Raw genomic sequence first — 24,771 nt, 5'->3', positions numbered from 1 at the left:
ATATACAAATGAAAAAAATACTAATATTACTAGGCATAGTGGTGATGTTTGGATCCTGTGATGAAGGCTTTGAAGAGCTTAACGTCAACCCAACAAAACCAACGCAACTAGAACCAGCAACAAAGTTGACCTTCATCCAATTGTATACGGGTGGCAGCAGCTATGTGGCAACATTATTTTATAATGTGATCCATATGATGCAGAATGTTCAGCACCTCAACAATACGTCTTATGCTTCTTTTTTATATAAAGAAGGGAATACACACCAGCTATTTGAGGAGCAATTTTCCAATACGGTAAAGAATATTGTCGATTTAGAGGAACAATTGAAAGCGAGTACGAGTCCAACAGCTGAAACGGATTTAGCAATCGCCCGTATACAAAAGGTGCTCATTTTTAGCAGACTGACTGACGCCTACGGTGATATTCCTTATAGCGAAGTTGGGAAAGGCTTTATAGAAGGCATCCGATTCCCGAAATATGACAAGCAAAGTGATATCTATCAAGGCATGTTGGAAACTTTAGAAAGTTCAGCCGCAACTTTGAGTACGGGAACGCCAAGCTCTTACGGCACGGCTGATTTATTATTTGCAGGGGATACCCAAAAATGGAGAAAATTTGCGAATTCTTTAATGTTACGTTTGGCCATGCGCATGGTTAATGTAGACGATGCTGCGGCAAAAACATGGGCAGCGAAAGCTATTGAAGGTGGTGTGATGACCAGCAATGCGGACATTGCATTTACAAAATACGAAAACTCTGCTAGTGATGGTGGCCCTAACGTCAATCCGTTGACTAAAAGTTTCACTTCAAGAGCAGCTACGCAAGTTAAAATTTCTAAAACCTTAATGGATTATATGAAGGATAGAAATGACCCTCGTGTATCCGTTCTATTCTCTACAGTAGATGGCAATACAGATTTTGCCTTACAATCTGGTCAGGACATTAATGACGAATCACGTGGAAACGCCAATTCTAAACCGAATATCAATATTTTTGGAGGTTCTGGAAATGTAGTGTATGATGCGCCTTTATTTTTCCAAACCTATGCTGAAGTAGAGTTTATGTTGGCCGAAGCTGCGGAACGCTGGGGATTAGCCGGTGGCGATGTACAAGCCCATTACAATGCCGGTGTCAGAGCAGCCATGCAGTATCTCTCACTTTATGGGGAGGGTGCTGAAATTACAAACGCTCAAATTGATGCCTATTTAGCCGCAAACCCATTTAAGCCCGCTGAAGCTTTAAAAATGATCAATGAACAGTATTGGGTAGCCACATTTGGGAACGGTTTGGAAACATTTTCAAATTGGAAGAGATCAGGATATCCTGTATTAGTCCCAGCAAATGTTGCCAATCTCCTTACGGATGGCCAAATTCCGAGACGTTTACCGTATCCAGGTTCAGAGAAATTAAACAATCCGGACATGCTTGCTGCCGCAATTGAACAACAAGGTGGCGACGGACTTTTAACCAGAATGTGGTGGGATAAAAAATAAAAAGAGATCAGTCAGTTTAATTTGTTAGCTGAGGTGAGGGGATTAAAAAGGTCACACTGATTAAGACGCTCACCTTTTTTATAATATGACGCTGAAGTCCTATTGTAACATAAAACTCAAAAAGACATAATACATAATTTTAGCAGATGTAGAATTTTGTTGATGTTTTATAAGAATCCTTCAATTTTATAAGGCAGTGAACACACCAAACCATTTAAATATATTACAGTATTTTTGGAAATTCAAAATTTTACAAACCACCAAATCAACCGATTTACATTAAAACCTAAACACACAAATGAGCGCCACCTTAATTCTAATCATCATCGCCTGCTATTTTGGAGTATTGATGCTGATCTCCCACATCGTTTCTAAAAACACGAGTGAGGACTCTTATTATACTGGAGACCGCAAATCGCCTTGGCAAATAGTAGCATTTGGAATGATTGGTGCCGTTTTATCTGGGGTGACGTTTGTATCCATTCCGGGAATGGTAGGAAACAACTATTTCTATTATCTACAGTTCGTTTTTGGTAATGTTGTAGGCTACGTTTTTATTACCTATGTCTTGGTACCCATCTATTATGATTTGAAATTGGTCTCCATCTACACTTATTTAGAAACACGTTTTGGAATAAAAACCTATAAAACGGGTTCGATGTTTTTCTTGATTTCTCAGTCTTTTGGAGCAGCCCTTCGTTTGATGTTGGCGGCAAAGATCCTGCAGTATGCTGTTTTTGATGCCTTTAATATTCCGTTTTTCGTAACGGTGATCCTTATTCTGCTATTGATTTGGTTATATACCAACAAATCAGGAATTAAAACCATAGTGTGGACAGATACTTTGCAGACCTTTTTCCTACTATTAGCCGTTGGCGTATCCATTTACGTGGTTAAAACATCGCTTAATTTGAGTGTTTCGGAAACCATCACGTCAGTGACCAATCACGAGTATTTCAGAGTATTTGATTGGGATTTTAAATCGGGTAACAACTTTTATAAGCAATTTATTTCTGGAGTACTCATTGCCGTAGCGATGGTGGGTCTAGATCAGAATATGATGCAAAAAACCTTAACCTGTAAAACGAAAAAAGAAGCACAGAAAAATATTTTAACCTTCAGTATCTTTTTAGCTGTAACGCAATTCTTGTTTTTAGGTCTTGGAGTAATGCTCTATTTATATGCTGAGAAATTTGGGATTCAATTGGATGTAGAAAATGGCAGTTTCATTAATACCGATAATTTATTCCCTATGTTGTCTTTAAATCATTTTGGAATGATTGCCGGAATCAGTTTTATTTTGGGGATAACGGCAGCTTCATTTTCTAGTGCCGACTCTGCTCTAACTGCGTTGACCACGTCTTTTACCCACGATTTTTTGAACATTAAATCGAAATCTTCAAAGAAAAAAATACAGCTTAAAAATCGTACTTTATTTGGATTCTCAGCCTTTATTTTTTTAATCATCATGGCATTTTCTGAAAGTAAGGGCGATGTGATATCTACCATTTTTAAGGTGGCGGGATATACGTATGGCCCTTTATTGGGCTTGTACCTCTTAGGAATTTTCACAAAAATAAAAGTCTATGACGCCGCAGTGCCGTATATCTGTATTGCCATGCCTCTGGTGACCTATTTCTTAAACTACTTCTTTATAAACTGGTATAACTTCGATTTTGGATTCATGAATATTTTCGTGAATGCTCTTTTAACTATCGTGTGTTTGATACTTGTCAAGAAGAAACCTCTCAAATCTTAATATAATAGTAATTAAAAATAAAATCCTATGGAACGTAAATTGACCACAGAACAGGCGTCGGATTATAATAATCTTGAAAAAATGGACACGTTTGAGTTGCTCTCAAATATGAATACGGAAGATAGAACAGTGCCCTTAGCGCTAGAAAAAGCCATTCCCCAAATTGAAAATTTAGTAGATGCCATATATTCTAAAATGAAAGACGGTGGCCGCTTATTTTATATTGGTGCAGGGACCAGTGGCCGATTAGGTGTGTTGGACGCTTCAGAATGTCCACCAACCTATGGCGTGCCAGATACTATGGTCGTTGGTATTATTGCCGGAGGTGATGGCGCTTTGAGAAAGGCGGTTGAGAATGCTGAAGACAATGCAGAACTGGCTTGGGAAGATTTAAAAAAACACAATATTAGTTCCAAAGATGCCTTAGTTGGTATTGCCGCTTCGGGCACAACACCATACGTAATTGGAGGTGTAAAGGCTGCACGAGACCAAAGCATTATCACGGGCTGTATCACCTGTAATGCCGATTCGCCGTTATCTCATGAAGTAGATTTCCCTATAGAATTGGTAGTAGGTCCGGAATTTGTTACCGGAAGCACTAGAATGAAAGCAGGAACTGCCCAAAAGCTTGCCTTAAACATGATTTCGACCACGGTTATGATCAAATTAGGAAGGGTAAGGGGCAATAAAATGGTGGACATGCAATTGTCCAACAAAAAATTGGTGACTAGAGGTGTGCAGATGATTATGAATGAAACCCATGTGGATGAAGCCACAGCAAAATTGCTTTTAAACGAACATAAAAGCATCCGTAAAGCAATTGATACCTATAATTTTAGCAAGTAATGAGAAAGATTTTACCGATAGTTAGTATTGCCATGCTCATGCTGGCGTCCTGTGCAAAAACGCCTACGAAGCGTATTGTGGAAGTTGATTATAGAGGTCAGTGGGTAGATAGTGTATACGCACAAATGTCGCTTAAAGAAAAAGTAGGGCAGTTATTTATGGTGAGTGCATATTCCAACCGAAACGATGGGCATACAGACTCCATTCAAAAACTCATCAATGACTACCAAATTGGCGGTTTAATATTTTTTCAGGGCGGACCAATTCGTCAAGCAAATCAAACCAATACCTATCAAGCCTTGTCTAAAGTGCCAATGTTTATTGGAGTTGATGGGGAGTGGGGGTTAAATATGCGGTTGGACAGTACGGCACGCTACCCATACAACATGACGCTAGGAGCCATTACGAACAACAAAATCCTGGAAAAGATTGGCCATCAAATAGGAGAAGATTGTAACCGCATGGGCATCCATATCAATTTTGCCCCGGTAGTGGATATCAACACAAATTCAAAAAACCCAGTGATTGGCGTGCGCTCTTACGGCGAAGATAAATATAACGTCGCAAAAAAAGCTTGGGCTTTTACCAAAGGTATGGAAGGCACTGGTGTGATTGGTTCTGCCAAACATTTTCCAGGACATGGAGATACGGATACGGATTCGCACAAAACATTGCCTACGGTTGGCTTTACAGAAAAAAGAATCGACTCGGTAGAATTGTATCCGTATAAAGAATTGTTCAGCAAAGGTGTGGGTGGCGTCATGGTGGCGCATTTAAACGTACCAAGTTTGGAACCTCAAGCGGGTTTGCCATCGTCGTTATCCTATAAAATTGTCACGGAACTTCTTAAGGAACAATTAGGCTTTAAAGGGCTTATTTTTACCGATGCATTGAATATGAAAGGTGCGGCAGATTATGGTCAACCTGGCGATATTGATCTGGCCGCATTTAAAGCCGGAAATGATGTGCTTTTATTTTCTGAAGACGCCCCTAAAGCCATCACGAAAATTGTTGAAGCTTATAATGCCAAGGAGGTTTCGGAGGAACGTCTGGCCCATTCTGTAAAGAAAATCCTTGCGGCCAAATTTGATACGGGATTGAATAACTTTCAACCTATTGAAACAAAAAATCTGATTACCGATTTAAACGGCGAGGTAAACGCTAATCTATATGCAGAAGCGATCAGAAATGCCATTACCGTCATTAAAAATGACAATCAAATGATGCCGTTGAAAACTAACAAAAACGAAAAAATCGCTTTTGTAAAATTAGGAGAAGGCCCTTCTGAGGCGTTTCTAAAGGCATTAAAATCCAGAGCAGAAGTGACGGAAATCTCGAATACATTTGCTAAAACGATGTTGGAAGATCTTAAAATGTACGATAAGGTCATCATCGGCTATCACCGAAAAAATAGTCGTTTAACCTACGCGCTCTCTGACGCCGATAAAAAGTTGATTGAATCCATCGCAAAAGACCATCAAACCCTATTGACGGTTTTTGCCAGTCAGTATAGCTTAAAGGAAACACATCTTGACAATCTAGAAGGAATTCTGATTTCTTATGAAAATTCAGAAATAGCTAACACCGTTTCGGCAGAAATCATTTTTGGCGAAGTTGAAGCGAAAGGGACTTTGCCAGCGTCAATTTCCGCAACCTATCCCGTACATACAGGACTTGTAAATCCTTTATAATTTGAATACAAAGTGCCGGCTATTTAGCCTGTAGATTTTATATGAACCACTTAAAAAATTGACCTTATGAAATATGCTTTTATATGTTTTATGACCCTTTTAGCTTGTAATTCTTCGCCCAAGAAAAATCAAGCTCATAATGACACTGCAGCACATACGCAGATTGAAAATGCTGCGATTGTTACAGGCGCCAATCAAACAGAAGCCTACCTCAAATTGTTAAAAGGCAAAAAAGTGGGGGTTGTAGCCAATCAAACGAGTGTCATCTTTAAAGATGCGAGTGAAGAAACCCATACTCATATTGTCGATTCGTTAATAGCCATGAACGTCAACGTGACTACCGTCTTTGCTCCTGAGCATGGCTTTCGTGGTACTGCGGATGCTGGCGAATATATTAAAGATGATGTGGATGAAAAAACCGGTCTTCCTGTTTTCTCATTATATGGAAAGAACAGAAAACCACCCGCTGAATTTTTAGAAAATATTGAGGTCATGTTGTTTGATGTACAAGATGTTGGGGTCCGATTTTACACCTATATTTCTACCTTACACTATGTGATGGAAATTGCGGCTGAACTGGGCGTACCTGTAATCATCCTCGACCGACCAAATCCTAACGGACATTACATAGATGGACCCATCTTAGAAGAAGATGTAAAGAGTTTTGTAGGGATGCATCCGGTGCCCATTGTGTACGGTATGACCATCGGCGAATACGGAAAAATGATTAATGGCGAGAAATGGTTAGCGAATAACATCCAGTGCGATCTTACCGTGGTGCCTTTACAAAACTACACCTATACGTCGGAATACAATTTGCCAATTTTACCGTCGCCAAACCTTCCTAACGCTAAGTCCATTAATTTATACCCAAGTGTGTGCTTTTTTGAAGGTACAACCGTTAGCTGTGGTCGGGGTACGGAAATGCAGTTCCAAATATTTGGAGCGCCGTATTTACCAAAAGAAGACTTCGATTTCAGCTTCACCCCACAACCCAATTTTGGAGCAAAATCTCCAAAACATGAAGGTGAAGTTTGCTACGGCAAAGATTTGAGAACTGTTGATTCTCTAGACGAAATTCGTTTAGATTGGTTGATTGATGCCTATACTGCCACTGCAGATAAGAAAACATTCTTTAATGACTTTTTTAAGAAATTAGCCGGCACAACTAAATTACAAGAACAAATAGAACAAGGAATGTCAATTGAAGCGATAAAAGCAACTTGGCAACCAGGATTGGAAGATTTTAAAACCACGCGCGCAAAATACCTGATGTACAACTAATAGGTGTGAATAATGACGTTGATGTACTTTAATGAGACATCTAATAAGGGTTACAGCCGATAACAACTACCAATTATCAATGGATGCTACTGCTCAGTAAATTTATGTTTAGCAGCTTAGCATCCATTTTTTTTTAACTAAAAACTCCATAAAAAGATGAAAAAAGTGTTCTTATGTCTTAGCCTGATCATATGCGCTTCAATTACGACCTCATATGCGTCGCCAACCGAAGACAATGCGGTCATCAGAATCAATCAATTGGGATACACACCAGACGCCATTAAAGTAGCTGTTTTTGGTGCTTTGGAGGCGGAGACCCTGAAAGCCTTTTCTTTACACGATGCCAAAACGCACAATCTTGTGTTCAGTTCAAGATCACCAGAAGCCAAGGGTGCATACGGTCCTTTTGCATCATCCTACCGATTAAATTTTAGTGCGTTTCATACCCCAGGTAGCTATTACCTTTTGGCCAATGGTGTAAAATCACCTGTCTTTCGGATTAATGCAGATGTATATGACCATACCGCCGACTTTCTACTGGAATATATGCGTCAACAACGGTGTGGTTACAATCCCTTTTTAACGGCCTCTTGTCATTTGGATGATGGTTATGTTCTTTATAATCCTGACAAAGTAGGGCAGCGTATCGATGCCACGGGTGGATGGCACGATGCCTCTGATTATTTACAATACACGGCCACATCGGCGAATGCTGTGTTCCAATTATTGTTTGCTTACCGCGATAATCCTGAAGCCTTTGGCGATGCTTATGAAGCAGCGGGATTGCCAGGTCCGAATGGGATTCCAGACGTCATTGATGAAGCCAAATTTGGAATGGATTGGCTCAAGCAAATGAATCCATCGTCTATCGAATATTATAATCAAATTGCAGATGATCGTGATCACGCCGGATACCGTTTACCACATAAGGACACGGTAGTTTACGATCCTAATCACAAAGGTCGTCCCGTGTATTTGGCAAGTGGTGAGAAACAAGGTATTCTTAAGTATAAAAATAGATCGACAGGAGCTGCATCAACTGCGGGAAAATTTGCCTCAGCATTTGCTATTGGGGCAGAAGTTTTGGGTGAATTTTATCCTGAATATGCTAAACATCTAGGCAAGCGTGCCGAAGAAGCATATATCTATGGCGAATTACATCCGGGAGTAAGCCAAACGGCACCAGGGCGTTCGCCATATTTTTACGAAGAGGACAATTGGGTGGATGATTTGGAATTGGCAGCAAGTAGTCTATATAAATTGACCGGAAATGAAAACTATAAAAAGAGCGCCTTAAAATATGCGGCTGAAGAAAAAATTACGCCTTGGATTGGCCGAGATACCATCTTACATTACCAGTACTACCCATTCTTGAACGCTGGACATCATGAGTTGGCCACGTCGCTGGTAGCAGATGAGAAAAAGGAAGTGTCTTCCTACTATCAAGAAGGTTTACAGCTGTTGCACGAACGCGGCAAGGATAATCCATTTTACATCGGCATCCCGTTTGTGTGGTGTTCCAATAACTTCGTTACCGCTGCCGTCACCCAAAGTAAATTGTATCATAATCTGACCGCAGATGACACGTATTTAGAAATGGAAGCAGCATTGCGCGATTGGTTGTTTGGCTGTAATATTTGGGGAACCTCCATGATCGTAGGACTTCCAAGTTTTGGTGACACGCCGGTTGATCCGCATTCTTCCTTGACCCTTTTGGAAGGGTATCCAACTAACGGCGGATTGATAGACGGGCCAGTTTATGCGTCTATCGCCAACAGTTTAATAGGTGTAGAACTTCACAATGCCGATGAATACGCTCGTTTTCAATCGGATTTGGTCGTGTATCAGGATGATGTAGGAAGCTATGCTACCAATGAACCTACCATGGATGGAACGGCTTCTTTAGTCTATTATCTAGCGTCACTTGAAAGTGAAAGTAGGGCAAAAGGGCATCAAAAAAAGAGCTATAGCTATGATGAAACCGGAGCTATTGTTAGAGGTGATATATCAAAAAAATCAATAAGCTTACTGTTTTCTGCTGACGAACATGCCGATGGGGCAGAGATGATATTACGCGTTTTAGAAAAGCACGGTATCAAAGGAGCATTCTTTTTAACCGGAGATTTCTACCGAAATGAGACCTTTTCACCTTTTATTAAAAAGGCAAAACAAGCCGGACATTACTTGGGCGCACATTCTGATAAACACTTGTTATATAACGATTGGACAGGAGATAAAAAACGTTTGGTAAGTCAAGAGGAGTTTCAAAACGATCTCAAGGCCAACTATTCTGAAATGAAAACATTTGGAATCCTAAAAGAAGAGGCGCCCTACTTTTTACCACTATTTGAGTGGAACGACAACATCATCACCCAATGGGCAGATCAAATGGGAATCACCATGATTAATTACACTAAAGGCACCTTGTCTCATGCTGACTACACAACCCCAGAACTTAAGAATTACAGGAGTTCAGAGGACATTTTCAACTCTGTATTAAGTTATGAAAAAACCAATGGTATGAATGGGTTTTTATTGCTCTCCCATGTGGGGACGCATCCGGATCGTACCGATAAATTTTATAAAAAATTGGATGAGTTGATTATGACTTTAAAAGAACGGGGCTATGAGTTTGAAAGTTTAGTTGATCTTTTGGAGTTAAAGAAATAACCCCAAATCAATCACTATAACCAAAACCTTGACATACTAAGGAGTCGAAATTCATTTAGTAATGTCAGGGATTATTTAAATTGGTCTTAAAAAATATAAAACTTCTCACTATCTTTGCCGTCTTCCTAATAATCAAAATACAAGGCGTTATATAAGCGCTAACGGTTATAGTAAGTAATCAAAAACATGGTGAAATCACCTTAATTATGAGTCAAAGAATCTATTCCAATACTGAAATCCAAGAGAAAATTTCCAACGCACTTCAAAATTTATCTGATGCTGATTTAGACAAGTTCTGCAAAAAATCGCATTCAAAAGTAGTGTTTGATATTAAAACCCCATTACTTTTAAAAGTACCAACCCATTTTACTGAAGCTGAGAAGGCTGAAGCGATTAAAGATGAAAAAGGTATGGACCGCTACACTTGGGCTTATGAATTTGAGAGAAACGGATTTTTATATGCCATCCATACGCAATGGCATGCAAGGAATGATGTCTTTGTACAACGTTGGTTAACTGAAGTAGCTTAGTTGCACTTATATGACTAACCATTTTATAATATTAAAGCGACCCTTTTGGAGTCGCTTTTTGTATTTTTTAAAAGGGTGTACACCAATTATAATTATTAAAATATTAATATTTCCTTAATCGATTCTTGGAATCACCATAAATGGGATTTTTGAATGGAAGCCTAGTTTTTTGATGATTGGCTCCTTAACTAAATTCTCAATAAAACTATGCTCATAATTAATCATGGTCAGAATGTTGATGTCGTTATCCTTAATGAAATCCGTAATGGCAATCGCTTTCGAGTTGTAATCTGGTAACCAATTAAAATTAAATTCAAAGTCTGCTAATTCGGCCTTTAAACTTTCTAAATTAGAATTTTGCAGATCAGATAACGTATCCTTCTTGTTAATATGAAGAATGTCAATAGACGATCCGTGTAGTTGGGCTAATTGTTTCACGCGCTTAATTTCCTCCCCAAAAAATCTGCTGAACGCATTTGGAAATAAAATCTTTTTAGGCGTTTCAAACTTACTCTTCTTAGGTACAAGCAAAACTGGTGCACGTCTTACTTTATTAATGACGGTTACGGCATTACTTCCTAAAAATATCTTTTTTGCCCCCGTAGCACCTTTAGTGCCCATCACCACTAAATCAATATTGTGTTCTTTATTGGCAAATTCTACAGAGTCCATCAGAGAACCATAACTAAAAATTGTTTCAAACTGATGGTCGCTATTGGTACTTTCCAGTTTTGCTCTATCCTTTAAAGCTTCTAGCTGTTCCTTTGCATTCTCAATCAAAGGCTCTATATAACTTGACGAAATGTGACCTCGTGATCCTGAGTTCAAAAACGTCCAAGCATGCGAAAAATAAAACGTGCAAGGTGTATTGGCATACAATTTTAAAGCGTAAAGCGCGGCACTCCATGCGTTGTCTGAAAAATCTGTTGGTACTAGAATTTGATGTCTCATGCTATTATTTAATTATTTCTATGAAATAAAGTTAAGGTTTTTTAGAGATGTAAATTTAGAGTTTTAAATGTAATGGCAAAATGACATATATCAGCTTAAAAATCGCCTTTTACAATTCTGATTGATATGTTGAACACACAGAAAGGAATCATGATTTTCAATATATATAATGGTTACTAAGCAAAATAGAATCATTTTTTGAAATATGAAGTGTGTGATAGGCCTTAGTTAATTTCCTTTAATCCTAGACCACAAATCGGACATCAACTTTTTGACGTCACGAGGCGATTTTTCCTGTTCAACAAAATGCACCTTGCCTTGATCGTCCGTAGCAATTTCGTATTGAAACACAAAATCTTGAGATCCTGGCGTCATACTCAAGACGCCAAATCGCAAATCGTTATATAAAAGTTTTCCATCCTTTTCAAAAATAGTGTACCATCCTTTTGAAATACCAGTCATCTGCTGCACTTTGGGGTCATTCCTAAGGTCCCCCAAAAGCTGATGATTTTTTTGATACGTTTCAAAAGTGATAGGTTGGGAATCGAAAAAGGAATAATACCCTAATACATAACTGTCTTTCGTTTCAACATTAGCACTCCATAAAATCGTGTTGAGCGGTGCTGGACGGGTGTCTATTTGCTGATACGCAATTTGCTGGGCTTCTAAAGCCGATTCAAATTTTGCAACCGCTATCCATTTCAATAAGAAGGTCAAGAGCAAATAGCAACCACTTAATATCAAACCCGCGTTATTATAAAATCGTCTTTTTTTGGAGCTGTGATTCTGAAGCATCGCCAGAATTAAAAACACTAAAAAAGGTAAGGTGTACAACGGATCAATCACGAAAATGGTTTTAAAAGCAAGGCGTTCTTCTAAAGGCCAAAACAATTGCGTCCCCCAAGTGGTGTGTGCATCTAAAATAGGATGGGTCACGAAAGCCCAGAAGAACAACCACGCCCAACCTTTAAAATCTTTATAGCGTTCATAGCGGGACACCAACCAGCCGAAGACAGGAGCGAAGAGTACAGAAAACACGATGGAATGGGTAAAACCTCTATGGATTTGCAACGCCGTTACAGTATCGGTAAAATAAGATGAAAAGATATCCAAATCTGGAATGGTTCCGGCAATAGCGCCATAGAGCATCGCCTTATTACCAACTTTTTTTCCTAAAACAGCCTCGCCAACAGCGGCGCCCAAAATAATTTGTGTAAGTGAATCCATAATGGCTGCAAAAGTAAGTCAAATAATACAGTTTTTCATTTCAAAATCAGTCCGGATTCGTCTTTCAAAAGAATAGGGTTCCATTATTTTTACATTCGAAATATCAACGGACTGCCACTTATATTACAGCGTCTTGCAATGGTTATAATTAAACTTTAATTGATATTTTTACGCGTTACATTTAGAAGCCCATTGGGGCATGACATTTTATATTGTCACCCACGTTTAAATGAGATATCAAAAGTCCCCAAACATTATGAAGAACTATATATTTTACGTTTTTATTGCTATAACAAGTTTTGTCAGCGCTCAGTCCAACGTTACCACCTATACCTATGCCGTTAAAGGGATAGATACTCTTAAAATGGATGTCTACAAACCTAAAGACATGAAAAAAAATGATTCATTGCCGGTAATGCTCTGGATGCATGGTGGCGGCTTTGTTGGGGGAGCGCGAAATTATCCGAGTGAAGTAAAATTAGGTGAAATGGCGGCCGAAAGGGGATATTTAGCCGTATTTATTTCTTACCGATTAACCCGTAAAGGTCAAGCAACAGGATTTGGTTGTGATTGCCCTAAAGCTGATAAACTGTCCACCTTTAAAAGTGCAACCATCGATTTTTTAGATGCCGCAAAATTTATTTCCGAAAACAAAAAAATATTAGGCGCTGACGTAAGCAAAATAATTGCAGGAGGAAGTAGTGCTGGTGCTGAGGGCATGTTGAATGCCGTATATATGCGCGAGTATTTTGTTGACGATTTAAAAAAGTATAATGATGTCAAATTTGCCGGCGTATTCTCTTTAGCGGGTGCGATGGTCAATGCTGATTATGTAACCAAGGAAAACGCTTTGCCGTCCGTATTTTTTCACGGCACCGCTGACACTATTGTACCATTTGCTAGTGCCGCACATCATATGTGTAAGCCGGAGAGGAAGGGCTACATTATGCTAGATGGTTCAGCAACCATTGTGGATAGATTATTGGAATTGCAAATGCCTTATTACTTATATAAAGTGGTTGGTGGCAAGCATGAGTTGTCTTCTATTCCTTTTGATCAGATGGATGGTGTGTTTGATTTTTTTAAACAAACCATCTCTAAAAAAGAGATTGTACAGACCGTAAGAATAATTAAAAAGTCTTAATGAAAGTAATATCACTCATACTCAATAAATTTAGGGACATAGCAGTAATCTCTTGAAAAGACTGTACATTTAGCAAACATTTTCTTAATTATAATTATCCATGGTAACGCTCAAACAATTAGCAGAACAATTAAATGTTTCTGTATCAACAGTTTCTAAAGCTTTACATAATAGCGAAGAAATCAGTAAAGATACCATTCAACGTGTTCAAGAATTAGCAAAACACCTTGATTATCAGCCCAATCGCATGGCTTTGAGTTTGAAAAGCAATAAGACGAAAACTTTGGGGGTGATCATTCCAAACGTGCTCAACCATTTTTTCGCCAAAGCCTTATACGCTATTGAGATGGAAGCCACCAAGCAAGGTTATAACCTTATCACTTGTGTGTCTAATGAATTACTTTCAAAAGAAATGAGCAGTCTCCAATTGCTGTCTAATGGCAGTGTTGATGGCTTTATTATGTCGATTGCAGAAGAAACTCAAGTAAAAAATAGTATGGATCATATAACCACGATCTTAAAAAAAGATATTCCTGTTGTATTATTTGATCGAGTGGCTGAAGATATTGAATGTGATAAAGTGATTATAGACGATTTTGGCGCTTCTTATGAAGCCACCAAACATTTGTTAAGTGAAGGGCGTAAATATATTGTACTCGTAAGTGAGATTGAAGAGTTGAGTGTTGGTAAACTTAGAACCAATGGCTATCTTAAAGCTTTTGAAGAAAATATCGATTATAAGCAACCGCCAATCGTTATCCATGTTAATAAAGATAATGATGTGGAAGCAAGCATTAAAAACCTTTTTATGTCAAATCCAAAAGTTGACGGCATCCTTTCCATCGACAATACTTCTGGGGTAGTCGCCTTACATAAAGCTTTAAAAAAAGGCTTTAAGGTTCCAGAAGACCTATCGATTATTGGTTTTTCTGATGAGAATGTGCTTGTCTTTACGGATCCCAAACTGTCTACAATATCTCAACATACCATGGATATTGGCAAGGCTACCGTCGAGCTCTTGATTGATCGATTAAATAAAAAAAACACCACTACACACGTTACCAAAACCATTAAAACAAATTTGATTCTAAGGGGGACGACAAAATAATCTTCAACGACTTATGAACTGAAGTTATAAAACTTCAAATAAAAAAAAAGATCATCTCTGCTACAATTTTATCTAATGGAGTTCAGAACTTATACCAGTATTCCTAACTTTATGAAAAACTAATTTTATGAGAATATACATTCAAACATTTAGTATTATTGGCCTGTTCCTTCTGGCGTCCTGTAAATCGGACACAGAAAAAAATATGGAAAAGACCAATGAGGTTCAGCAACAAAAAGTGCACACCGGCGATACTGTTATGACTGCAGTTGGAGAATTAATTCTCGCCGCGCCCTACGCAACGGAATCTGTAGCGAAACAAAACACCTTGGTAGATTGGCCTGAAAACACCCTACCAACCGCACCTGAAGGCTTTACCGTGACTAAATATGCTGACGGTTTTGATAATCCGCGTTGGTCTTATTTTGGTCCCAATGGCGACTTATTTGTGAGTGAAGCTTCTACAGGAAAATCATCCGGTAAAATTTCCGTACTCCGCGATAAAAATAATGACGGTAAATTTGAGGTTAGGGAAACCTTTCTCGACGATTTGAATCAACCTTTTGGTATGTTGATTATTGATAATTTTTTCTACGTAGCTAATACGGATGGACTTTATAAATACCCCTATAAAACCAATCAGACGTCATTGAAAGATGTAAAGGGCGAGAAAATTGTGTCGCTACCGGCGGGTGGGTATAACAACCATTGGACCCGAAACATCATTACTAATGCTGCTCAAGATAAAATTTATATTTCAGTAGGTTCGGCCAGTAATGTGAGCGAACATGGTATGGAGGAGGAAATTAGACGCGCCAATATTTTGGTGGTTAATTTAGATGGTTCTGATGAAAAAATATATGCTAGCGGATTAAGAAATCCGGTTGGTATGGACTGGAATCCTGTCAATGGCGAATTGTGGTCCGCCATTAACGAACGTGATGAACTTGGGGACGAATTGGTACCTGATTATGCCACCAGTGTTAAAGAAGGCGGATTTTATGGATGGCCTTATGCCTATTTTGGTCAAATTGAGGATCCAAGATTAGAAGGAAAAGCTCCGGAAATGGTGGCAAAATCAATTATTCCTGATGTGCCTTTAGGCCCACACACTGCTTCGTTAGGGTTCACCTTTTACGACGCTAAAGCCTTCCCAGAAAAGTATAGAAATGGCGCCTTTGTTGGACAACATGGCTCCTGGAACCGTTCAATACTGTCAGGGTACAAAGTGGTTTTTATTCCTTTTGAAAATGGCGCACCAAAACAGCCTGAAGATTTTTTAACTGGGTTTATCGCGGATAAAAATGGGACAGATGTTTACGGACGCCCCGTAGCCGTAACCGTAACGCCACAAGGTGATTTGCTGGTGAACGATGATTCAGGAAATGCACTATGGAAAGTAAGTTACAAGCGTAAATAGAAAAAGATGAAATTTTTTAAGCTACAAGCGGTTATGTTCTTCATAACCGTTTTTTTTAATGTATTACAAGCACAACAATTAAGGGGCGTCGTCGTATCTGAACGACAGGGTCCCATCCCAGAGGTGGTTGTTATTTATGAAAATCAGATAATTTCAAAAACCAATAGTGAAGGTGTGTTTTATATACCAACGGAGTTGCGTCTGCCGTTACAGATTCGTTTGGAGCATCCTAAATATCAAACCGAAACCTTTCAGTTTACTGAACTTGAGCAAACCTTTTTTCTCAAACAGTTAATTCCGACCGAAGAACTCAGTACTGTGGTGGTCATGGCGCCTTCAGAAACCAAGAGTGAGGTCATTATTCCAACGCAATTTATTACGAATGCAGCCATAGATCAGCAAAGTCCGGTGGCGCTGGTAGATGCCATAAATCAAACTGCCGGCGTTTATATACAAAGCGGCGCCATTAACACCAATCGAATTACCATAAGGGGCGTGGGGTCGCGGACACTCTACGGCACCAATAAAATTAAGGCCTATTTTAATGGGATTCCCATTACCAATGGGGTGGGCGAAACCGCTTTTGATATTTATGACGCTGAAGATTTACAATCTGTTGAAGTTATCAAAGGTCCAAAAGCAACTTTGTACGGCACCAATTTGGGCGGAACGATATTGTTGAATTCCAAAAATGCCAAAACGCAAGGACTTTCGGTTAAAAACAGCATTACAGTAGGCTCTTACGGACTGTTTAAAAACAGCATGTCAGCTGACTATTCTGATAAAAACATCACCCTGCATGTAGCCTATGATCACTTAGAGTTAGATGGCTATCGCGATAACAGTCAATATAATAAAAACTCCTATTTTGTAAATTCCAGTTATAAAATAAACGACAAAACTCAATTGTCTATCGTGCTTAATCATACCAATTATGAAGCACAAATTCCGAGTTCCATTGGAAAGACTGATTTCATGGAAAACCCATCGAAAGCAGCTTTTACTTGGTCTAAAGCTCAAGGTTATGAAGCAGACAAACAAAATTTAGCCGGATTGAGTCTCCAGCATAAATTCTCTAACTCTTTTGAAAACACCACAAGCATATTTTATACCTATACAGATCATTATGAGCCTAGACCTTTTAATATTCTAGATGAGACTACTGAGGGTGTTGGGTTGCGCTCTGTTTTTACAAACACGTTTAAATTTTTAGGACGACCAGCAACTTGGGATTTTGGTACTGAACTTTTTAAAGATGACTATCAATGGAGCACCATTGAGAATCTGTACGCCAGCAACAATGGAAATGGCAGTTTGGAAGGTGACCTATTGAATAAAAACGAAGAGCAGAGGAAAAAGATCAATTTATTTTCTAGCTTGACCTTGCCCGTAGTAGAAAAATTGAATATTCAGTTTGGAGTGAATTACAATAAAGCCACCTACGATTATAAAGACACCTTCAATTTATCCGATACCAATACCACTGCTTCTAGAAGTTTTGATCCCATTGTGGCCCCCAATATCAATCTCTCCTATCAGTTTATCCCGCAGCAACAACTCTTTGCGAATGTGAGTTATGGCTTTAATTATCCGAGTTTAGAAGAGACTTTAACTCCGGAAGGCCTGGTCAATCCTGAAATAGCTCCCGAAAAAGGCTTTAATTATGAATTGGGTACGGAAGCCTACTTTTTTAACCGCCGTTTACACGTCTTAGCCTCTTATTATATTTTAGATATCAAGGATTTATTGGTAGCCCAATGCGTAGGAGACGATCAATATATTGGAAGAAATGCAGGACGGACTTTACACCAAGGTTTGGAAGTGTCAACCGATGTCAACTTTTCAGTGTCAAAAGACTTTAGCGTGTCGCCATTTGTCAATGCGGCCTTTAACTGGCACGAGTTTAAAGAATTTATAAACGAAGATGTCGACTATTCAGGTAAAGCGCTCACGGGCGTTCCGAATATAACAGTAGCTTCCGGAATCGCTTTTAAACTGCAGCAACTGGCCTTGTTTGTAAACCATTTATATGTAGGAGAAATGCCAATGAACGATGCCAATAGTCTGTTTAGTGACGCCTACAGTGTATTGAATTTAAAGCTGCATTATACGGGTAGATTAGTAAAGTCATTGAATTACAAAGTGAATTTTGGTGTTAATAACTTGGCTGATACGGCATACGCATCTTCAATTCTCATTAATGCTACAGGATTTAACAATTCTGAACCGCGCTATTATTACCCAGGAAATCCAAGAAACTATTACGGTGGCTTTACATTGAACTATCACTTTTAAGGTATTGTAACTTTTTTGAGGGTTGTACGTCATATAGGCACATCAATCATCAAAAAATAATCACCATGAGAGAAGACCGACAATTACTCGTTATTACGCATTTAAGTCAATTGGTAACCCTTGTTGCTGGGTTTGGAAGTTTAATTCTGCCCTTAATTATTTGGCTCACCCAAAAAGAAAAAGTCTACGAGATGGACGCACACGGAAAGCAGATTATCAATTTTCAATTGAGCTTAATCATCTATTGTATTATTTGCGTTCCGCTAATCTTATTTTGTGGAATAGGACTCATCGGCTTTCTAGTTTTGGGACTTTTTTCCATTGTATTTCCTATTTTAAATGCCATTAAAGCGAGCAATGGCGAACCAACAAAATACCCTTTATCTTTTAATTTTATTAATTAACAATCATTAGTGTCGGATAAAAATAAATAATAAATTAACAAACTCATTTAAAGCAAGGGAGATTAGAAGATTTCCGAAATGAGACCTTGCATTTTAGAAACTGTTTCTACCGAGAGGGAATGTGCGATTTTAATTTAAATGATCGTTGTTTGTCAGTTAGTTGCAAACAAGTCTTAATTCTTTATTCTAACAGCGCAGCGGTCTTGATTCTTTATCGGACAACAATGATTAACAATCATTAAATAAAGCAAAAACGCCTACTGTATTGGAGTAGGCGTTTTTTATATAAAATAAGGTGGTTCTAATTATTTAACATTACTGGCATTACTAGCATAGTTACGCGCTCACCTTCATCTAAACCATCAATAGGAGTCAAAATTCCAGCGCGGTTTGGTAAACTCATTTCTAATTGTACTTCACTAGCACCAAGATTGTTCAACATTTCTGTTAAGAAGCGCGAATTGAAGCCAATTTGCATGTCGTCACCTTGGTAATCGCAAGTGAGACGTTCTTCTGCCTTATTGCTGTAATCAATATCTTCTGCAGAAATATTTAATTCAGCACCCGCAATTTTTAAACGGATCTGATGTGTGGTTTTATTGGAGAAAATACTCACACGCTTAACAGAATTCAAAAATTGATTTCTGTCAATGGTCAATTTATTAGGATTCTCCTTAGGAATTACCGCCTCGTAGTTAGGATATTTTCCGTCAATAAGGCGACACACCAATACCGAGTTTTCAAACGTGAATTTCGCATTGGAATCGTTATATTCAATAGTCACCGCATCATCATTTCCTGCTAATATTCCCTTTAATAAATTTAAAGGTTTTTTAGGCATGATGAACTCGGCTACCTGATTAGCGGTAACGTCCTCACGCGTATATTTTACCAATTTATGAGCATCTGTTGCCACAAAGGTTAATCCTTCTGTAGAGAATTGAAAAAAGACGCCACTCATCACCGGACGTAAATCGTCATTACCTGCAGCAAAAATGGTTTTACTGATTGCTGTCGCTAAAATATCACCCATGACCATAGTAGTACTAGGATCTTCTAACGCGACTGCTTTAGGAAATTCGTTGCCATCTACATAAGCCAAGGCATATTTACCGTGGTTAGAGCTGATTTCAACAGTATTATTATCTTCAACCACAAAGGTTAGTGGTTGCTCTGGAAACGTTTTAAGAGTGTCCAATAACAAACGTGCCGGCAAGGCGATGCTTCCAACACTTGTACTTTCAACATCAATTATTGAAGACATTGTGGTCTCTAAATCACTTGCAGAAACGGTGAGTTTTGAATCATTCAATTCAAACAGGAAATTATCCAAGATAGGTAAGGTGTTTGAGTTGTTGATGACCCCTCCCAACACTTGCAATTGTTTGAGTAAATAGGTACTTGATACGATAAACTTCATGTATGTGTTTATTTTGTATGTTAGATATTAGACAAAGCAAATATATTTGTTTAAACTGATACTCGTAGGGCTAACTTATACAATTTTATTAACAGTTTGTGCATATGTTTGGCCCTTTAATGGCATTTTTTTGAAGCAATTATTGGCAATAAAAACAGTAAATATTCGGACTTCATTTTTAAAACTAATCAGGTCCATTCACTAATATTCGACAGCTTAACAAGATGTAATACTAAGCGTATTTCTTACGTCGGATATAGTTGAAGACGACTCCAAAAATAGCCAGAAGCACTAAAGGTAGTGCGATTGTAATCAATTGCCATTGCGTTTTATGGTCTGCTGTTGCTTCCGCATCTAAAAAGGCGATTTTGATATCTTTGGTGCGGACATCCAACAATCCGTCATCGTTTAAAAGATAATTTACGGCATTGACTAAAAACTCTTTGTTGCCAAAACTTTGACCCGTCCAACGGTCAAAACCTAATTCTTGAGGTTTGTTTTTGATAACGTCATTTTTAATTACATCACCATCTGCAATTACAATCATTTTGGTCTGGGGGCTGCTGTCTTTGTGCGCTGCCATTTTAAAAGGTTTGATCCGATTTTCGTAAGCCGATGTAAATTGGCCTTCCAACAACACCGCCAAGGTTTGCGGGCCTTTGGTAAAGGAGGCAGGGTCTTGATCTTGAGTGACAATTTCTAAAGAAATTTCCTTGGGCACCCCTTCCAGTTTTGTCAATTTAGAACTTTGTAAAAGGATCGTTTTTTTGGTACTACTCTTTAAAGTGTCCAATTGGCTCGCAAAGTCAAATTTCACCAAATTTAAATTGCTTGTAATAGGGTGTTTCGGATTGCCAGCTGCTAATGGCGAATAGGGCCATTTTAAAGGTTGAAATTGCGCATTGCTGCCTTCGCCCATAGCAATAGTGATAGGAGCGGAGTACAGGTCGTTCACAATAACTGGATTGATACGCACGCCATAGGAGAAGAAGAAGTCATTTAAATTGAGCTCATTTCTCATGGCAATACCACGACCTTCTTCATTGTACAGGCTGTCTTTATCCATTAGGATACTTTCCGTAAGCCATAAACTTTTGCCACCGTTCATGGTGTACTGGTCCAAAACCAATTTTTCCTCTTCTGTAAAGGCTTGGGTTGGTTTTGCAGATATGATCAAATCAAATGCCTTCAATTTATGTAACGTGCCTTCTGCATTCGTAGCAACACTGTCTAAAGTAAACGGCGCCAGAAAGTAATGCTCTTTTATAGTTTGGAGAAAATCGGCGATATACGCGTCGCCTAATTGACCATTCCCTTTTAAGATAGCGATCTTTTTACTCTTTGGGGTTACCAATTTTTGAAAGCCTTCCGCAAAGGCATATTCTAAATGTTGAACGGAATTGGTAACCAGTTCTTGTTGTGAAGCGCCTATCTGATTCTTAATCAGCGGAATTTTTACAGTTTGGTCATTATAGCTCGCCAAAGCCCACGGAAAAATCAATTCTTGTGAAGTTTTGCCATTACTATTCACGCTGAGTTGCAAAGGTGCCAATCCGCGTTGCACCAACTGCTCAATATTGGCATCACGCGATTGCTCATCTTCTAGCGGATTGATGAAATTCACAATAATCTGATCGTTGTTTAAGGCAAACTCGGCTAACAATTGCTTCGTTTCATTCCTTAAGCGTCTAAATTCAGATGGGAAATTCCCTTCCAAAAACACATCGACAATTATGGGTGACTTTACCCCGTCTACCGTAGCCAAAGCGGACTGAGATAACGTGTATCTCTTGTTTTGGGTGAGGTCAAAACGTTGATACACCTTTGTGCCTAGCCAATTAAGAGCGAGAAGCGCCACAAAGAAAACAACAATTTTAATCAGATTTGATTTATTTTTTAGCATCTACTTTGAGGGTAATTTTATAGGTGTTTATTTGGCTGACGGTGTCATTAGTAAATACCACTTCCATCGCTTCAGATTTGCTATTAAAGGCACCAGGTAAAATTCCAAGACCGTAATTCCATCGGTTTTCATCATGTCCTTTTTTGGCGTCATCCCAAGTTAGCCACTCATAGGTTCCTAAAAGTTCTTTAATCTGTGGCTTAGAAACGCCAACTAAAGTATCGGTATCAGTGATATTATCGTACATTTCATAACGAAAAGACGGGTTTTTATGCCAAACTTCTGAATCGAAATATTTTTCGTGATGATAGCTGCTAAAAATATTAATCAACGGATAAAACGCGTAAAAATAAATGAACGGCGTTAAAATGAGGCTCAACGGAATGGTGATCCATTGGCGCTTATCAATTGTATTCACAAACATATAGGTCAGAACAAATACAATAATTAAAAGGACAACAAGGAATGGCGTGATGATCATATTATTTTTTTTGGATGTTGAATTGGGTCAAAGCAATAAAAAAGACGGAAATGCTAACAAAGAAAAGAAGATCTCTAGTATCTAAAACGCCTCGGCTGATACTGTTATAATGGGCTTCCATTCCTAAGGTTTCTAAAGGCCAAGCGCTTAAATTGGACAATCCTTCAAACCCGAAGTAAAAGAAAAAGCAGAGAAATACGGCACTTAAAAAAGCCACTATTTGGTTGTCTGAAAGGGTAGAAGCGAATAGCCCGATGGCAGTATAAGCCGCCACTAAGAAGAACAGACCAAGGTAAGAACCCATGATGCTCCCGTAATCTAAATCATTTGCAGGCATTTTTAAATTGTCGAGCGCAAGGATATACAGTAAGGTGGGCAGTAAGGCAAAAATAATCAACACCAATGCGCCCATATATTTTCCTAATACAATTTCTAAATGGGAGAGTGGTTTGGTTACCAACAGCTCTAAGGTGCCTTGCTTTTTTTCATCAGAAAAGCTGCGCATGGTAACGGCAGGCACCAGAAAGACTAAGATCCAAGGCGCTAAAAGAAAAAACGGAGTTAATTCAGCAAAGCCACTTTCTAAGATGTTAAAATCACCTTTAAAAAGCCATAAAAAGAGACCATTAAGTACCAAAAATAACCCGATGACCAAGTAGCCTATTGGAGACGCAAAGAAGGAATTGATTTCTTTTTTAAGTATTGCAAACATGTATATCTGTTGTAAATTATTTAAGTGATACTATTTTATCAACGCTCCACGCTTCTGGTTTGTCATTAAAAGACTGCTTGGTAGTAGCCCAAACACTTTTAAAGAGATCAGAATTTCTGTAGTTTTCCAAATCCGATTCCGCATTCCAATAACTATAGGTGAAAAAAATGTTGGTGTTCTGCTTGTCTCTATAGAGTTCTAAAAAATTACAGCCTTCAAATCCTCTAATTAGCATTTTTTTAGTTTCAAAATATTCTAAAAACGCTTCAATTTTTGAAGGTTCAAAACTCATTTTCACAATTCGTATAAACATTTTTTTTTCTTAGTATTAAGTTTGAAATAGTGAGTCTTCAGTTTGCAGTTTTCAGTCTTCAGTTTTCAGTTTTCAGTCCTCAGTCCTCAGTCCTCAATAATCAGTCATTCATCAATCACAAATCAACAATCCTCAATTATCAATCAAATCCGGCTACTTCAAAAAATTCACCGTCACCGTGTCCCGCATCTCCAGACCCATAAGGCTCGACGCGCTGCCCACCGTGGCTAAATCACTTTTATAAATGGCGATTTCCAAATAATCGGACGAATTGAAAACCACCAGTCCGCGGCCTTCATCCTGCCGATCTTCTTCGGGCATGTCATAATTGACAATATCGCTATATTTTTTGTGAATTTCCTTAAACTTATAACTGCGCGCTGATACTTCAAAGAACCGTCCTTTTTGGGTCAGTTCAAAAAACTTACGACGAATGTTCGTCACTACATTCCCATAATTATCAATATAGATGACGCTGCCAATAATTTGAGTTTTGTCTTCATTTACAAACGGATTCAAATTTTTGATTGGCTTAATTTCTGGAATGATCTTCCCTACAACTTCTAAGGTGCCGCCACGGGCAATATGACAAGCGACTCTGACAAAAACGTCCAAAACAGGAAAATTAGTCTCTATTTTATCGTGAATGTTGATTTCCACAATTTTCTCAGGAGTTACTTCATTACAAATCATACTCATAATGCCATTATTGGCACAGATAAAGTAATGATCGTTCAATTTAACTGCTATATGTTTGTTTTCAGGATTTAGTTCTGAATCAATTCCAATGAGGTGTATGGAGCCTTTAGGAAAACTGTTGTAAGCGTTTTGTATAATATATGCAGCTTCCAAAACATTGAAAGGCGAGATGGCGTGAGAGATATCAACAATCTTTACATCTTCCAACTCGCTATAAATGGATCCTTTTATGGCCCCTACAAAATGGTCCTTTTCTCCAAAATCAGTAGTTAATGTGATGATTGCCATGTACTTGTGAGGGTTCTTTTTTAGGTTGGATTAAACGGTTTTGATACTTTTAATTCGTAATTCAAAAAAAATCTATTTATTCTATGTTTTAATCAAACATTTGTATATTTTTCAATTAGATTTGAATAGT

Annotated in this window: 20 protein-coding genes; 12 read left to right on the top strand and 8 right to left on the bottom strand. The window is 38.4% G+C overall.

Annotated elements, in window-relative coordinates:
* Nucleotides 1-8: 8 nt before the first annotated feature.
* From ES711_RS13875 to ES711_RS13845, 7 genes are all read left to right on the top strand, one after another.
* Nucleotides 9-1,496 (top strand): SusD/RagB family nutrient-binding outer membrane lipoprotein, encoded by a 1,488-nt coding sequence (locus ES711_RS13875; protein ID WP_146893898.1) that lies wholly within the window; start codon nt 9-11, stop codon nt 1,494-1,496.
* Nucleotides 1,497-1,794: 298 nt separating this feature from the next.
* The gene (locus tag ES711_RS13870) at nt 1,795-3,255 is read left to right on the top strand and encodes a sodium:solute symporter (RefSeq protein WP_146893897.1); all 1,461 of its coding nucleotides are present in this window, start codon (nt 1,795-1,797) and stop codon (nt 3,253-3,255) included.
* A gap of 27 nt (nt 3,256-3,282) precedes the next feature.
* On the top strand, nt 3,283-4,101 hold the full coding sequence (gene murQ / locus ES711_RS13865; RefSeq protein WP_146893896.1) for an N-acetylmuramic acid 6-phosphate etherase: 819 nt from the start codon (nt 3,283-3,285) through the stop codon (nt 4,099-4,101).
* Nucleotides 4,101-5,792, top strand: coding sequence for a glycoside hydrolase family 3 protein (locus tag ES711_RS13860; RefSeq protein ID WP_146893895.1), 1,692 nt, complete (start codon nt 4,101-4,103; stop codon nt 5,790-5,792). The genes murQ and ES711_RS13860 overlap by 1 nt, the downstream gene beginning before the upstream one ends.
* A 66-nt stretch (nt 5,793-5,858) precedes the next feature.
* On the top strand, nt 5,859-7,076 hold the full coding sequence (locus ES711_RS13855) for an exo-beta-N-acetylmuramidase NamZ family protein (protein WP_246139202.1): 1,218 nt from the start codon (nt 5,859-5,861) through the stop codon (nt 7,074-7,076).
* 156 nt (nt 7,077-7,232) lie between these two features.
* Nucleotides 7,233-9,746 (top strand): glycoside hydrolase family 9 protein, encoded by a 2,514-nt coding sequence (locus ES711_RS13850; RefSeq protein WP_146893894.1) that lies wholly within the window; start codon nt 7,233-7,235, stop codon nt 9,744-9,746.
* Nucleotides 9,747-9,952: 206 nt separating this feature from the next.
* Entirely contained in the window at nt 9,953-10,276 is a 324-nt protein-coding gene (locus tag ES711_RS13845) for a hypothetical protein (RefSeq protein WP_146893893.1), read from the top strand.
* A 114-nt stretch (nt 10,277-10,390) separates the two neighbouring features.
* On the opposite strand, the gene ES711_RS13840 is transcribed toward ES711_RS13845, so the two are convergent.
* Both ES711_RS13840 and ES711_RS13835 read right to left on the bottom strand, forming a co-directional pair.
* A complete protein-coding gene (locus ES711_RS13840) occupies nt 10,391-11,227 on the bottom strand; it encodes a universal stress protein (protein ID WP_146893892.1) in 837 nt (278 codons plus the stop codon).
* Nucleotides 11,228-11,455: 228 nt separating this feature from the next.
* Nucleotides 11,456-12,454, bottom strand: a complete 999-nt coding sequence (locus ES711_RS13835) for a metal-dependent hydrolase (protein WP_146893891.1) — start codon at nt 12,452-12,454, stop codon at nt 11,456-11,458.
* A gap of 256 nt (nt 12,455-12,710) precedes the next feature.
* Here ES711_RS13835 and ES711_RS13830 point away from each other — a divergent pair, with 256 nt between their 5' ends.
* The 5 genes from ES711_RS13830 to ES711_RS13810 all read left to right on the top strand — a co-directional run bounded on the left by ES711_RS13830 (nt 12,711) and on the right by ES711_RS13810 (nt 18,825).
* Nucleotides 12,711-13,598 carry an alpha/beta hydrolase gene (locus tag ES711_RS13830; RefSeq protein ID WP_146893890.1) on the top strand — a complete coding sequence of 296 codons (888 nt, stop codon included), beginning with the start codon at nt 12,711-12,713 and terminating at the stop codon, nt 13,596-13,598.
* 100 nt (nt 13,599-13,698) lie between these two features.
* Nucleotides 13,699-14,706 (top strand): LacI family DNA-binding transcriptional regulator, encoded by a 1,008-nt coding sequence (locus tag ES711_RS13825; protein ID WP_146893889.1) that lies wholly within the window; start codon nt 13,699-13,701, stop codon nt 14,704-14,706.
* Nucleotides 14,707-14,833: 127 nt separating this feature from the next.
* Nucleotides 14,834-16,126 (top strand): PQQ-dependent sugar dehydrogenase, encoded by a 1,293-nt coding sequence (locus ES711_RS13820; RefSeq protein ID WP_146893888.1) that lies wholly within the window; start codon nt 14,834-14,836, stop codon nt 16,124-16,126.
* A gap of 6 nt (nt 16,127-16,132) precedes the next feature.
* Nucleotides 16,133-18,421: a TonB-dependent receptor family protein gene (locus ES711_RS13815; protein WP_146893887.1), complete on the top strand. Its 2,289-nt coding sequence runs from the start codon at nt 16,133-16,135 to the stop codon at nt 18,419-18,421.
* Nucleotides 18,422-18,486: 65 nt separating this feature from the next.
* A complete protein-coding gene (locus ES711_RS13810) occupies nt 18,487-18,825 on the top strand; it encodes a DUF4870 domain-containing protein (protein ID WP_146893886.1) in 339 nt (112 codons plus the stop codon).
* A 301-nt stretch (nt 18,826-19,126) separates the two neighbouring features.
* On the opposite strand, the gene dnaN is transcribed toward ES711_RS13810, so the two are convergent.
* The 6 genes from dnaN to ES711_RS13780 all read right to left on the bottom strand — a co-directional run bounded on the left by dnaN (nt 19,127) and on the right by ES711_RS13780 (nt 24,641).
* Nucleotides 19,127-20,245: a DNA polymerase III subunit beta gene (dnaN, locus tag ES711_RS13805; protein ID WP_146893885.1), complete on the bottom strand. Its 1,119-nt coding sequence runs from the start codon at nt 20,243-20,245 to the stop codon at nt 19,127-19,129.
* A gap of 232 nt (nt 20,246-20,477) precedes the next feature.
* Entirely contained in the window at nt 20,478-22,148 is a 1,671-nt protein-coding gene (gene gldG, locus ES711_RS13800; protein WP_146893884.1) for a gliding motility-associated ABC transporter substrate-binding protein GldG, read from the bottom strand.
* Nucleotides 22,135-22,629 (bottom strand): hypothetical protein, encoded by a 495-nt coding sequence (locus ES711_RS13795; protein ID WP_146893883.1) that lies wholly within the window; start codon nt 22,627-22,629, stop codon nt 22,135-22,137. Before ES711_RS13795 ends, gldG begins: the two co-directional genes overlap by 14 nt.
* A 1-nt stretch (nt 22,630) precedes the next feature.
* Entirely contained in the window at nt 22,631-23,341 is a 711-nt protein-coding gene (gldF, locus tag ES711_RS13790) for a gliding motility-associated ABC transporter permease subunit GldF (protein ID WP_146893882.1), read from the bottom strand.
* Between the two features lie 16 nt (nt 23,342-23,357).
* A complete protein-coding gene (locus ES711_RS13785; protein WP_146893881.1) occupies nt 23,358-23,654 on the bottom strand; it encodes a putative quinol monooxygenase in 297 nt (98 codons plus the stop codon).
* Nucleotides 23,655-23,807: 153 nt separating this feature from the next.
* Nucleotides 23,808-24,641 (bottom strand): SAM hydrolase/SAM-dependent halogenase family protein, encoded by an 834-nt coding sequence (locus tag ES711_RS13780; protein ID WP_146893880.1) that lies wholly within the window; start codon nt 24,639-24,641, stop codon nt 23,808-23,810.
* Nucleotides 24,642-24,771: the final 130 nt, after the last annotated feature.

The sequence above is a fragment of the Gelidibacter salicanalis genome (genome assembly GCF_007997285.1).
Classification (GTDB): Bacteria; Bacteroidota; Bacteroidia; order Flavobacteriales; family Flavobacteriaceae; genus Gelidibacter; species Gelidibacter salicanalis.
The sequence above is the reverse complement of the archived record's forward strand: the minus strand, read 5'-3'. Positions and strand labels throughout refer to the sequence as shown.

Coding starts and splice junctions, on each gene's coding strand:
- ES711_RS13875 (WP_146893898.1), top strand. CDS start 9: ATGAAAAAAATACTAATATTACTAGGCATAGTGGTGATGTTTGGATCC.
- ES711_RS13870 (WP_146893897.1), top strand. CDS start 1,795: ATGAGCGCCACCTTAATTCTAATCATCATCGCCTGCTATTTTGGAGTA.
- murQ (WP_146893896.1), top strand. CDS start 3,283: ATGGAACGTAAATTGACCACAGAACAGGCGTCGGATTATAATAATCTT.
- ES711_RS13860 (WP_146893895.1), top strand. CDS start 4,101: ATGAGAAAGATTTTACCGATAGTTAGTATTGCCATGCTCATGCTGGCG.
- ES711_RS13855 (WP_246139202.1), top strand. CDS start 5,859: ATGAAATATGCTTTTATATGTTTTATGACCCTTTTAGCTTGTAATTCT.
- ES711_RS13850 (WP_146893894.1), top strand. CDS start 7,233: ATGAAAAAAGTGTTCTTATGTCTTAGCCTGATCATATGCGCTTCAATT.
- ES711_RS13845 (WP_146893893.1), top strand. CDS start 9,953: ATGAGTCAAAGAATCTATTCCAATACTGAAATCCAAGAGAAAATTTCC.
- ES711_RS13840 (WP_146893892.1), bottom strand. CDS start 11,227: ATGAGACATCAAATTCTAGTACCAACAGATTTTTCAGACAACGCATGG.
- ES711_RS13835 (WP_146893891.1), bottom strand. CDS start 12,454: ATGGATTCACTTACACAAATTATTTTGGGCGCCGCTGTTGGCGAGGCT.
- ES711_RS13830 (WP_146893890.1), top strand. CDS start 12,711: ATGAAGAACTATATATTTTACGTTTTTATTGCTATAACAAGTTTTGTC.
- ES711_RS13825 (WP_146893889.1), top strand. CDS start 13,699: ATGGTAACGCTCAAACAATTAGCAGAACAATTAAATGTTTCTGTATCA.
- ES711_RS13820 (WP_146893888.1), top strand. CDS start 14,834: ATGAGAATATACATTCAAACATTTAGTATTATTGGCCTGTTCCTTCTG.
- ES711_RS13815 (WP_146893887.1), top strand. CDS start 16,133: ATGAAATTTTTTAAGCTACAAGCGGTTATGTTCTTCATAACCGTTTTT.
- ES711_RS13810 (WP_146893886.1), top strand. CDS start 18,487: ATGAGAGAAGACCGACAATTACTCGTTATTACGCATTTAAGTCAATTG.
- dnaN (WP_146893885.1), bottom strand. CDS start 20,245: ATGAAGTTTATCGTATCAAGTACCTATTTACTCAAACAATTGCAAGTG.
- gldG (WP_146893884.1), bottom strand. CDS start 22,148: ATGCTAAAAAATAAATCAAATCTGATTAAAATTGTTGTTTTCTTTGTG.
- ES711_RS13795 (WP_146893883.1), bottom strand. CDS start 22,629: ATGATCATCACGCCATTCCTTGTTGTCCTTTTAATTATTGTATTTGTT.
- gldF (WP_146893882.1), bottom strand. CDS start 23,341: ATGTTTGCAATACTTAAAAAAGAAATCAATTCCTTCTTTGCGTCTCCA.
- ES711_RS13785 (WP_146893881.1), bottom strand. CDS start 23,654: ATGTTTATACGAATTGTGAAAATGAGTTTTGAACCTTCAAAAATTGAA.
- ES711_RS13780 (WP_146893880.1), bottom strand. CDS start 24,641: ATGGCAATCATCACATTAACTACTGATTTTGGAGAAAAGGACCATTTT.